The organism is Acidimicrobiales bacterium (genome assembly GCA_022452035.1).
Classification (GTDB): domain Bacteria; phylum Actinomycetota; class Acidimicrobiia; order Acidimicrobiales; family MedAcidi-G1; genus UBA9410.
The window spans coordinates 1-11178 of sequence record JAKURV010000040.1 but is presented as its reverse complement, the minus strand read 5'-3'; the positions used below and the strand labels follow the sequence as shown (position 1 = coordinate 11178).

The 11178-nt window shown below is 66.9% G+C and carries 12 protein-coding genes; 3 read left to right on the top strand and 9 right to left on the bottom strand.

What is annotated here, in order from left to right:
- A partial coding sequence (locus MK181_10315; protein MCH2420192.1) for an AMP-binding protein occupies positions 1–1373 on the top strand: 1373 nt, incomplete at its 5' end.
- 6 nt (positions 1374–1379) lie between these two features.
- Here MK181_10315 and MK181_10310 read toward each other — a convergent pair.
- The 6 genes from MK181_10310 to MK181_10285 form a co-directional block, all read right to left on the bottom strand.
- Positions 1380–2183, bottom strand: a complete 804-nt coding sequence (locus MK181_10310) for a crotonase/enoyl-CoA hydratase family protein (GenBank protein MCH2420191.1) — start codon at positions 2181–2183, stop codon at positions 1380–1382.
- Positions 2184–2240: 57 nt separating this feature from the next.
- The gene (locus MK181_10305) at positions 2241–2783 is read right to left on the bottom strand and encodes a methylated-DNA--[protein]-cysteine S-methyltransferase (GenBank protein ID MCH2420190.1); all 543 of its coding nucleotides are present in this window, start codon (positions 2781–2783) and stop codon (positions 2241–2243) included.
- 112 nt (positions 2784–2895) lie between these two features.
- The gene (locus tag MK181_10300; protein ID MCH2420189.1) at positions 2896–3360 is read right to left on the bottom strand and encodes a universal stress protein; all 465 of its coding nucleotides are present in this window, start codon (positions 3358–3360) and stop codon (positions 2896–2898) included.
- Positions 3361–3435: 75 nt separating this feature from the next.
- Positions 3436–3912, bottom strand: coding sequence for a CarD family transcriptional regulator (locus tag MK181_10295; GenBank protein ID MCH2420188.1), 477 nt, complete (start codon positions 3910–3912; stop codon positions 3436–3438).
- Between the two features lie 106 nt (positions 3913–4018).
- Complete coding sequence (locus MK181_10290; protein ID MCH2420187.1) at positions 4019–4402, bottom strand: hypothetical protein; 384 nt, start codon at positions 4400–4402, stop codon at positions 4019–4021.
- A 43-nt stretch (positions 4403–4445) separates the two neighbouring features.
- Positions 4446–6161 carry a proline--tRNA ligase gene (locus MK181_10285; protein MCH2420186.1) on the bottom strand — a complete coding sequence of 572 codons (1716 nt, stop codon included), beginning with the start codon at positions 6159–6161 and terminating at the stop codon, positions 4446–4448.
- 160 nt (positions 6162–6321) lie between these two features.
- Between MK181_10285 and MK181_10280 the strand changes: the two genes are divergently transcribed.
- On the top strand, positions 6322–7572 hold the full coding sequence (locus MK181_10280) for an acyl-CoA dehydrogenase family protein (protein MCH2420185.1): 1251 nt from the start codon (positions 6322–6324) through the stop codon (positions 7570–7572).
- A gap of 15 nt (positions 7573–7587) precedes the next feature.
- Here MK181_10280 and MK181_10275 read toward each other — a convergent pair whose 3' ends face one another.
- Genes MK181_10275 through MK181_10265 form a run of 3 tightly spaced genes read right to left on the bottom strand, consistent with a single transcriptional unit; the run spans position 7588 to position 10756 of the window.
- On the bottom strand, positions 7588–8400 hold the full coding sequence (locus tag MK181_10275) for an alpha/beta hydrolase (protein MCH2420184.1): 813 nt from the start codon (positions 8398–8400) through the stop codon (positions 7588–7590).
- Positions 8401–8408: 8 nt separating this feature from the next.
- Positions 8409–9701 carry an O-acetylhomoserine aminocarboxypropyltransferase gene (locus tag MK181_10270; GenBank protein MCH2420183.1) on the bottom strand — a complete coding sequence of 431 codons (1293 nt, stop codon included), beginning with the start codon at positions 9699–9701 and terminating at the stop codon, positions 8409–8411.
- A 44-nt stretch (positions 9702–9745) separates the two neighbouring features.
- Positions 9746–10756, bottom strand: a complete 1011-nt coding sequence (locus MK181_10265) for a TrkA family potassium uptake protein (GenBank protein MCH2420182.1) — start codon at positions 10754–10756, stop codon at positions 9746–9748.
- 54 nt (positions 10757–10810) lie between these two features.
- Here MK181_10265 and MK181_10260 point away from each other — a divergent pair.
- Positions 10811–11178, top strand: a 368-nt coding sequence (locus MK181_10260; GenBank protein MCH2420181.1) for an NAD(P)-binding domain-containing protein, incomplete at its 3' end; no start/stop codon positions are given.

Sequence of the window (11178 nt, the reverse complement as noted above, 5' to 3'; positions counted from 1 at the left end):
TGCCGACCCGGATCGACACCGTGGTGGCTTCCCTCGCACTATCCCGTCTAGGGGCCGTCCAGAACCCGATCATTCATATCTACCGGGACCGTGAGGTTGGCTTCTGTATCCGCCAAACGGCCTCTGAACTGGTCCTCACTCCGGGGAAGTGGGGTGGCTTTGACTACCAGGCGATGGTGGAGCGCGTCGTGGCCGACCTAGATATGCCGCCCGCCGTGGTCGACGCCTCGGCGGGCCTTCCCGAGGGTGACCCGGCGGCCCTCCCGCCCGCTCCGACCGTGCCAGTCGACGGTCGAGACGTCATCCGGTGGATCTACTACACGTCGGGAACCACGTCAGACCCCAAGGGTGTGCTACACACCGACGCCAGCTTGATGGCCGGAGGGGTAGGCCTGGCTCGGGCTCTGGACATGCAGCCCTCCGACGTGGGCTCCATTGCTTTCCCGTACGCCCACATCGGGGGACCCGACTACCTGGTGTGCCTCCTGGCCAACGGCTTCCCGGCGGTACTCGTTGAGAAGTTCGACCTGATGGCCGCCATCAAGGCCTTCAACCGGCATGGCGTGACCATGGCCGGCGGCAGCACGGTTTTTTACACCATGTTCCTGGGCGTGCAGCGCCAGCAGCCCGACGAGCCGATCATCCCCACGCTGCGCCTGCTGTCCGGCGGTGGCGCCCCAAAGCCACCCGAAGTGTTCTTTGAGGTACAGGCCGAGATGGGGATCCCGGTAGTGCACGGCTACGGCATGACCGAAAGCCCCATGATCTGTCAGGGTTCGCCCACCGATACCGATGACCAGCTGGCCCACACTGAAGGCCATCCAGTGTTTGCCGCCGAAGTCACAATCTGTCGACCGGACGGCATCGAGTGCGACCGCGGCGAGGAGGGCGAGGTCCGGATCTCTGGCCCGCAACTCTTCAAGGGCTACAGGGACCCGGCGCTGGACGCCGAGGCGTTTGACGAGGCAGGACGGTTCCGCAGCGGCGACCTGGCCGTCATGCGAGGGGACGGCCACGTAACTCTCACCGGCCGGGTCAAGGACATCATTATCCGCAAGGGTGAGAACATCGCCGCCAAGGAGATCGAGGACGTCCTCTACGCCCACCCCAAGGTCGAGGCGGTGGCCGTTATTGGCCTACCTGATCCGGACCGCGGTGAACGAGTCTGCGCGGTGGTCGAGACCGCCGAGGGTGCCGAGCCCCTCACTTACGAGGAGATGGTGGCCACTTGCACCGACGCCACCCTCATGCGCCAGAAGGTGCCCGAGCAACTGGTGGTCCACGACGGGCCGCTACCCCGCAACGCCACCATGAAAATCCTCAAGTACGAACTGAAAGACGCTCTGGTCGACGTGCCCTGGTCGGACGTCTAGGTCGGTCTACCGGCCGGCGAAGTTGCCCTTGCGGCGCTCCTTGAAGGCGGCCACGCCCTCCTCTGCGTCGTCGGTAGCGGCCAACTCGGCCTGGGTGCCCGCCAGAGCGGCGATACATGCATCTTCGCCGTCACGGAGGTAGCGGGCCGACGAGGCCTTGGTGGCCTGCACGGCCAACGGTGCACCCTCGCAGATGACTCGAGCCAGCTCGATAGCCCGATCTAGCTGCGTGCCGGCCGGCACGACCTCCTGGACGAGGCCGATGCGGTGTGCCTCGGCGGCGTCGAACTCGTCCGACGTGAGCAGGTGGTACATGGCATTGCCCCACCCTCCCCGGTCCACGAACCGAATGGTTGCCCCGCCGGCGGCGTGGATCCCCCGTAGGGGCTCCAGTTGAGAAAAGCGGCAGTCGTCGGCGGCCACCACAATGTCCCCGGCCAACATCAACTCGATGCCCAGGGTGAATGTCACACCCTGTACGGCGGTCACGAGGGGTTTCCGGCAGCGCCGGCCCAGCCCCATCGGGTCGACCCGCTCGGTCCGCTTGTAGCGCTGGCCGCTCTTCATGGCGTCGCGGAATTTCGGCAGGTCCAGCCCGGCGGTGAAGTGGTCGCCGTGGCCGAACAGCACCCCGCACCACAGGTCATCTTCCTCGTCGAGGCGCTCGAAGGCGTCGACCAGTTGGCGGGCCATCTGCGGCGTGTAGCCGTTCATCTTGGCCGGCCGATCTAGGCCAATCAGGAGGATCCGGTCGCGGACCTCGGTGGTGACGCCGCCCTCGGCTGGGTCGTGGGGCCGTTCGTCGGACATGGGGCCTCCTAGTGGTCGATCCGGGCACTCTGCCGGACCGACCCCGGAGAAGGCGAATCAGGCGGCCGAGCGGACCGCTTCGCGGTCCAGCAAACGTTCCTTGATGGGGAGGCCGAAGGCGTAGTCGCCCAGGCTTCCGTCGGTCCGGACCACTCGGTGGCACGGGATAAGCACCGGGATCGGATTGGCTCCCAGGGCGGTTCCGACGGCCCGGACGGCATTCGGTCGGTGGATGGCCTTGGCCAGGTCAGCGTAGGTGCGGGTCTTGCCAGCCGGGATGGCCAGGCAGGCCTCCCACACCGCGATCTGGAACGGGGTTCCGCCCCGGAGGTCGAAGGTGAGGGCATCACGGTCGCCGGTGTTGAAAGAGTGCTCGATGGCGTCGAACAGATCGTCGGGCATGGCCTCGGCCCGCGCCGATGGACGTCCCGTGCGGTCGTGGTGTTCCTCGCGGAACCGGGCGAAGGTTTTCAGGTTCGCGAAACTTGCTCCGGCGATGCCGTGGTCGTTGTAGGCCACCCACAGCCCACCAATCGGTCCGGCGATCTTCGCGATCTCGTCGACGGGCTCTCCGCCGACCTCCTCCTCGGTGCCGCTCATACAGGTCCCCCTTCACGGGTCGTGGATGCGTGGTGCCCACTCTCGCGCAAAACGGTGTGACGCGCATCACACCGGCGTCGAAAAATCCAGACGGAGGCGGCTTTCCGGCGGGTCAATCGTCAGCCAGGCCGGTACGTACGATGACCAGCGGGCACGGGCTGTGATGAGCGATGGCCTGACTGACCGAACCGAGGCGCAAACCGGCGAACCCGCCACGGCCCCGGTTGCCCACCACGAGCATGTCGGCACCCTCGGCCACCGCCATCAGGGTGTCGGCCGGCCGGCCCTTCTCCAGGGTTCGCCGGATCTTGACGTCACCGCTGTACGCGGAGGCCTCCAGCGCTGAATCGATGACCTCGCTCTGCATCTTCTCCACTTCAGCGGCCAGGTCGAACGAGTCCAACGGTACGTAGCCGAGGTCCGGAGCGGCCGGCACGTAGGTGGGGGAGTAGCAGGTGACCACCTCGACGACCGCGCCCCGATGGTGCGCCTCCTCGATGGCCCAGATGAGGGCGGCCCGGGCGTAGCCCGAACCCTCCATACCGACAACGATTCGCCGTTCAGGTCCGTCCGTCATCTCGAACCACCCTGTCTCGTCAACGGACCCGGCCCGTGCCGGACCCCGTTCGGAGCATAGGACAGGGCGGGCCGCCTAGGAGAGGGCGTCAGCGACCTTGGCCATTGCCTTCTCTTCAGGGGTGTTGAGGGCGAAGGCCAGCTCGGAGACCAGCACGTCTAGGGCCTTGTTGTAGAGCGTCTTTTCGCCGGCTGACAGGCCCTTAGCCTGGTCACGTAGCGCCAGGTTCCGAACCACTTCGGCCACCTGGTAGACGTCGCCGCTCTTAAGTTTCTCCTGGTGGTTCTTGAACCGTCGGGACCAGTTGGCGGGCTCGCGGATATCCCGCTTTTGGAGTACCTCAAATAGGTCCTTCACGTCTTCCTTGGAGATTGGCCAACGCATGCCGACATCCTCGGCGTTCTCGACCGGCACGGAGAGCGTTAGCTCGCCGTGGGCCATACGGAGGACCAGGTATTCGGTGGTCTTCCCGAAGGCCTTCCGCTTCTCCTTCTTCTCAATGATCGCCGCGCCGTGGTGCGGGTAGACGACCTTGTCGCCGGGCTTAAACATCGAGGAAGCCTCCGGGGCTGAAGAGGGAAGGGGCGGGACGGGGAAGGATACCCCGGTGAGGGGTGCCGGTCCGCTGTGACCGGTGGCGCTCCGGAAGCGCTGAGGGTCAGGCGCCGAGACGCTCCCGGGCGGCCCGACTGCGCTCCAGCAGGTGCTCAGGGATACCGAAACGGTTGCCGGTCGAACCCTCGCCGTCGGCTTCGCCGTCCTCGGCCTCGTCGGTCACCTCGGGAGCCTCGGCGGCCCGGCGTTCGTCCTCCACCCGGTCCAACTGGAACCGGCCCCAGTCGCCCTCGAGGCAGAGGTCGGCGTGGCTGACCTGGCCCATCCGTACGCCGTTGTCGAAGTCCACCCAGTAGCGGTACCACGAGACGCCGTTGGCCACCCGCACCTTGCCGACCGTTCCCTCCGGGACCCCGGGGAGGTCGGAGGTTGCCACCACCTTGCGGTAGCGCTTGATGGGGAGCGTGCGGTCGATCGTCTTGGGCATGGCGGGGATCCTCGGCGGAATGGCCGGTCGTGAGGGCTGAACGCTACCGGCCCGCTGCTCGCCCGTTGGCCACCAGCTCGACCAACTGACCGGCTACCTCGTCGGTCGGTATGTCGACCTGCTCGCCGTCAGCTCGGCTGGTGAGCTCCAGTTGCCCGTTTTCAATTCCGCGGGGACCGATGGTGACCCGGAGGGGGATACCGACCAGCTCGGCGTCAGCGAACTTCACTCCGGCGCGCCCGTCGCGGTCGTCGAGGAGGACGTCTACCCCAGCAGACTGCAGGTCGTCGTAGAGCCGTTCGGCCACGGCCATCGATTCCTCGTGGTCGACCTTGACCACGGTCAGCACTACCTCGTACGGGGCGATGGCCATCGGCCAGATCAGGCCGTTCTCGTCGTGGTGGGTCTCGGCCACCGCGGCCATGGCCCGTCCCACGCCGATGCCGTAGGACCCCATGGTGGGAACGCGGTTCTCGCCCTCAGCGTCCAGGACTGTCACGCCCAGAGCCTCGCTGTACTTTCGGCCCAGCTTGAAAATATGGCCAGCCTCGATGCAACGGGCCACCCGCAGGGTTTTTCCGCACGAGGCGCAGGCCTCGCCGTCCAGGATTCCCCGGACGTTGATCCAGTGGTCAACGGCCACGTCTCGTTCCACGTCCACGCCGGCAAGGTGCACGTCGTCCTCATTGGCTCCGGTGGTCATGCCCGAGCGGCCCCGCAGGGCTTCATCGGCGTAGATCGCCAGGTTGGAGACCCCGACGGCGCCCAGGCTGCCCGGGGAGGCGCCCAGCGCTGCCCGGATCTCGTCGGCCTCAGCCGGCACGATGTCGACAGCCCCTGTGGCGTCGGCGAATTTCTGTTCCAGGAACGGGTGGTCGCCTCGCAGCAGGATCAGGGTTAGGGCTCCGTCCACCCTGTAGACGAGGGTTTTGACCTGGTGGACCGGCGGGTGGCCGGCCTCGGCGAGGGCGGCGATGGTGCGGACCCCCGGCGTGGGGAAGGCTTCCGGGCTGTCGCTGCCGGGCCGGTTCTCCACGGGAGCGGGTGCGGCGGTAGCACGCTCCACGTTGGCCGCGTACCCGCAGCCCTCGCAGATCGCCACGTCGTCCTCGCCGGCGTCGGACTCGACCATGAACTCGATCGAGGCGCTTCCGCCCATGGCGCCCGACGATGCCTCCACGGGTTGGGCATCGAGGTCGAGGCGCCGGAAGGTCCGCAGGTAGGCGTCGTGGTGGAGGTCGAACGAACGGTCTAGCCCGGCATCGTCCAGATCGAACGAATACGAGTCCTTCATGGCGAACTCCCGTACACGCAGCAGGCCCGACTTGGGGCGGGGCTCGTCACGGAACTTCCATTGGATCTGGTACCAGATCTGGGGGAGGTCCCGGTACGAGCTCAGCTCCAGGGACAGGGAGGCGAAGACTTCCTCGTGGGTCATCCCGAGGGCCAGGTCGGCGCCCTTACGGTCGGTGAGGCGGAACATCTCCTCACCTATGGACTCCCAGCGGCCCGAGGCCTGCCATAGCGAAGCCGGGTGCATGGCCGGTAGGTGGAACTCCTGGGCCCCGATGGCGTCCATTTCTTGGCGGATGACCTGGGCCACCTTCTGGTGAACCCGCCAGCCCAGCGGCAGCATGGAGTAGTGCCCGGACTGGAGTTGGCGCATGAAGCCGCCGCGGACCAGCAACTGGTGGCTGACTGCCTCGGCTTCGGCTGGGGCGTCGCGCAGAGTAGGGATGAACAGTGATGACCAGCGCACCGGTCAGACCTCCTCGGTGGCTGTCGGAGCTTCGTTCCTAACCCTACCGATGAGGCTGGTGGCCGAGGAGGAGATTTCTCGGACGGAGTGGAACTTCCGTGCCATGGGACGCAGGTTGGCGGCTTAGCCGTCGGACGGGGGCCCATGCCAAACTCCGACCATGAGCGATCTCACTGCCGCTGACGTACGGGCCGAACTGGATGCTTGGCTGGACGAGAACTGGGACCCCGACCTCACGGTGGCCGACTGGTGGAAGCGTCTGGCCGAGGGACGCTGGTCCTCGCCAGCCATGCCGACCGAGGCCGGTGGGCGAGGCTACGGCCGGAGCCTGGTGGCTGCCGTGTCAACCGGCTTGGCTGAAGCCGGGGTGGTTGGGCCGCCCACCGGGCTGGGTTCGATGCTGGCCGCTCCAACTATCGCCGTGCACGGCACTCCCGAACAGGTCGACCGGTACGTTCCAGAAATCCTCGACGGCACGGTGGCCTGGTGCCAGTTGTTCTCCGAGCCGGGTGCCGGCTCTGACCTGGCCGGCTTGCAGGCCAGAGCCGAGCGTGACGGCGACGAGTGGGTAGTTACCGGTCAGAAGGTGTGGACCTCCGGAGGTCACCTGGCCCAGAAGGGCATGCTGATCGCCCGGACCGACACAGACGCCCCTAAGCACCAGGGCATTACCTACTTCGCCATCGACATGGAGCAGCCGGGGATCGAGGTGCGACCCCTCCGGGAGATGACCGGTCAGGCCCTGTTCAACGAAGTGTTCCTGGATGAGGCCCGGGTTTCTCACGATGCGGTTATCGGCGGCACAGGTGCTGGATGGGCGGTGGCCAACACCACGCTGGCCGTCGAGCGAGCCAGCTTGGGTGGCGCCGGGAGGGAACCCATCTCAGTGGCTCCCGGGACCCTGGCCGGTCGTCTGGAAAGGCGGGTTGGTGACTTCACCGAGCGGCACCCCGTCTCGGGTCCCGACGGCGAAGGCGGTCGGGGTATGGGAACCAACCTCCTGATCGATCTGGCCCGGAGGATGGGCAACTCCGACGACCCGGTCGTGCGTCAGGAGATCACCAAGTTGCACATTCTGAACGAGGTGAACCGCCTCAACCTGCTGCGGGCCAAGGCCGGTGGTAGCCGAACGGGCGCTGAGGGAAATCTGGCCAAGCTTTCTATGAGCGAACTGGTCCGTCGCAGCCGTGACATCGGGAACCTGATTGTCGGGGCCGACGGGATGCTGGCTCCCGAATCCTCGAGCACCGGCGGCTTGGTTCAGGGGGTAACGGTGTTCAGCCCGGCCCCATCCATCTACGGCGGGACAGACCAGGTGCAGCGAAACATCATCGGGGAGCGGGTTCTGGGGCTACCCAAGGAACCGGGCCCGTCGAAGGAGACCCCGTTCCGGGAACTGCTCCAGAACTAGGGCCGGGGCCGCTGTTTAGACGGTGGCCCGGACCAGGTGCTCGCCAAGCACGCTGCGAACGGTGTCCGGCTCCTCCATCATCGGGGCGTGCCCCGATGCGGCCAACTCGACCACTGTGGCGCCGACCATGGCGTCGACCAGCGGCTGAGCCGTTTTCCGGGGTGTCATACGGTCCAGGGCACCCAAGATCAGGGTCGTAGGGCAGGAGACAGTGGAGGCGGCTGTCACGGCCCCGTCGTAGGCGGCACAGGCTCGCAGGTCCGGTCCCAGGACGCCGGGCGGGCAACTCTCGATGGTGGCCTGGCTGGTGCCCGTCATCGACATGCCGGGTGTCGGGTTGTCTCCGAAGTGCTGGTCGGGTCCGTGCATCCAGCCGGCCATGAGGGCGGCGGCCTTGGGATCGTCAGCGTCGGCTGCAGCCTGGAGGTCCGGGTGGACGGCCATGGTGGCGCCCACGCCTAGGAGGGCCAACGAGGCGATCCGGTCCGGGTCGGTGGCCGACGCCTCCAGGCCGATGAACGCCCCCATGGAGTGGCCGACTACGTGGATTGGGCCGCCGAGGGCGTCGGCCACCTGGCACAGCCAGTAGGCCATGTCAGTGACGGAACTCAGTGCCGGCCCGTCGGACGCGCCGTGGCCGGGCAGGTCGACAGCCAGAGCCCGGGTGTCGTGGTGGGCCAGCCAGCGAGTCTGGTGGGACCACACCGACCGGTCCATGCCCGCCCCGTGGACCAGGACGACCAGTGGGGCGTCGACCACCTCGGGCCGGTCTACCGAGACCGCCCCGGTGGCCGCGTTGACCGTCCGTCCGGCTACCTCGAAGTGCACGGCGACCCCTACCGCTGGGAGGCCCGGAGGGCTCGCGCCAGGTCTTCGCAGATGTCGTCCGGGTCTTCGAGTCCGACCGACAGCCGAATCAACTCCTCGCTGATCCCCGCCTCGGCCAGGTCAGCGGCGCTCATCTGCTGGTGGGTGGTCGACCCGGGGTGTATGACCAGCGTCTTGGCGTCGCCCACGTTGGCCAGGTGGGAGGCCAGGCCTACTGCCTCGATGAACTTCCGGCCCGCCTCCCGGCCACCGCGTACGCCGAAGCTCAGGATGGCACCCGTGCCCTTGGGGTAGAGGCGGGCGGCCAACTCGTGGTCGGGGTGGCTGGGATGTGACGGGTGGCGGATCCACTCCACGGCCTCATGGGCGTCCAACATTTCGACTACCCGGTGGGTGTTGTCCACGTGGCGGGCCATACGCACCGGCAGGGTTTCTACGCCCTGCAGCAGATAGAAGGCGTTGGCAGGACTCATGCAGGCGCCGAAGTCCCGCAGGCCCTCGGCCCGGGCCCGCATCGACAGGGCGGCTGGGCCGAACTCCTCGGCGAATGTGATGCCGTGGTAGCCCACGTAGGGCTCGGTCAGGGTCGGAAACTTCCCCGAGGCAGCCCAGTCGAACCGGCCCCCGTCGACGACCACGCCCCCGATAGCCACCCCGTGGCCGCCCAAGAACTTGGTCACCGAGTGGATGATGATGTCGGCCCCGTGGTCGATGGGACGTATCAGGTACGGGGTGGCGAACGTGGAGTCGACGGCCAGGGGTAGGCCAGCTTCGTGGGCCACCTCAGCCACGGCGGCAATGTCCAGCACTTCGATGCCGGGGTTGCCCAGCGTCTCGGCGAAGACCAGACGGGTCTCGGGTCGGATGGCCTTGGCGAAGGCCGCCGGGTCTCTCGGGTCAACGAATGATGTTGTGATCCCAAACCGGGGCATGGTCAGGTTCAAGATGTTGTGGCTGCCGCCGTAGATGTTGCGACTGGCCACCACATGGTCGCCTGCGTGGAGGATGGTGGCCATGGCCAGGTGGAAAGCCGCTTGGCCGCTGGCCGTGCACACAGCACCCACGCCGCCCTCCAGCGAAGCGATGCGTTCTTCCAGGACGGCCACTGTCGGGTTAGAGATCCGGGAGTACAGGTGCCCGCTGACCTCCAGGTTGAACAGGCCGGCAGCGTGGTCAACCGAGTCGAATACGTACGACGTGGTCTGGTGGATGGGGACGGCCCGCGAACCGGTGGTCGGGTCGGGGCGTTGACCGGCGTGCAGGGCGCGGGTGTCGAAGCGGTGGTTGTCGGGTTCGACCATGGTCCGAACCTACGCTAGAGGCCAGTCGGCGACCGGGTCCGCGGTCAGGACGACACCGTGCCGGCCAACCGGTCCAGGGCGGCGTCGGACCCGATGGCCACGATCACGTCTCCGTCGGCGAACGGCCGGCTGGTCACGTCGTCGGTGTGGAACTGCGCTGATCGGTCCCGCACGCTCAGTACCACTGCCCCGGTCTCCTGGCGGATTGCCAGGTCGTCGATGGTCTGACCAATGAAGTCGCTTCCGTTGGGCAGTCGGATTTCTCGCAGCTTGGCCTCGAAGGTCCCGTCGTGCACGACCACATCCACGAAGTCGGCCACGTTGGGTTGGGTGGCCAGGCTGGCCATTCGGGAGCCGGCAATCTCGTACGGGTTGACGGCCCGGTCGGCGCCTACCTGAAGCATTTTGGCCATGGACTCCGAGTTGTCGGCCCGCGACACGATGAATAGGTCGGGGTTCATCTTCCGGGACGAGAGGGTCACGTAGAGGTTGTCGACACTGGTGCGCAGAGCGGACACCAGGGTGGTCGCCCGCTCGATGCCGGCGCGGCGCAAGACGTCGTCGCTGGTGGCGTCCCCGGCCACGTTGAGGACATCTTCGTCGCGTAGGCGGGTTTCGTCGCGGTCGATCACCACCACTTCCTGGCCAACCGAGCGGACGAAATCAGTGATGGCCTGGCCCACCCGTCCCGTGCCACACACGATCAGGTGGCCGGACAGGTCGTCGATGGAACGTTGCATGCGATACCTCCGAAACTGGCCGCTGAGACGGCCCTCAACGATGCTCTCGATTACCGATGTGGCGCCGTAGAGCATCGAGCCGGTGCCCAACAAGATGAGCACCGAGGTGAACGCCTTCCAGGTGGTGTCCGGGTCACCGTCGGCGATTTCCCGGAACCCCACCGTGCTGACGGTGACAATGGTCTGGTAGGCGGCATCGACCGCGCCCAGTCCGAGGAGCGTGTAGCCGACCGTGCCGGCCACAAGGACGCCGATGATTAGGGCAGCGGCGATCGCGAGGTGACTCCAGGTGTCGGGCCGAATCCTGGCGAACATGCCAGCAGGGTAGGACACCCCTGACAGTCCGACCGCTGTCTAGAGTGCGCGGCCGTGCGTATTGGTTTCATCGGCCTGGGAAATGTGGGCGGCAAGCTGGCTGGCAGCCTGCTCCGCAACTGTTACGACCTGACTGTCCGCGACCTCGACCGAGAGGCGGCCCGTCAGTTTTTGGATGCCGGGGCGGCCTGGGCGGACTCACCACGTGAGATGGCTGAGGCCTGCGATGTGGTGGTGACCTGCCTACCGTCGCCTGCGGCCTGCTCGACGGTGATGGAGGCCGATGACGGACTTCTGGCCGGGTTGTCGGCTGGCAAGGTCTGGATGGAGATGAGCACCTCCGATGAGGCTGAGGTTCGGCGGATGGGGGAGTTGGTTCGAGCCACCGGAGCCCAGCCGGTGGACTGTCCGGTCTCTGGGGG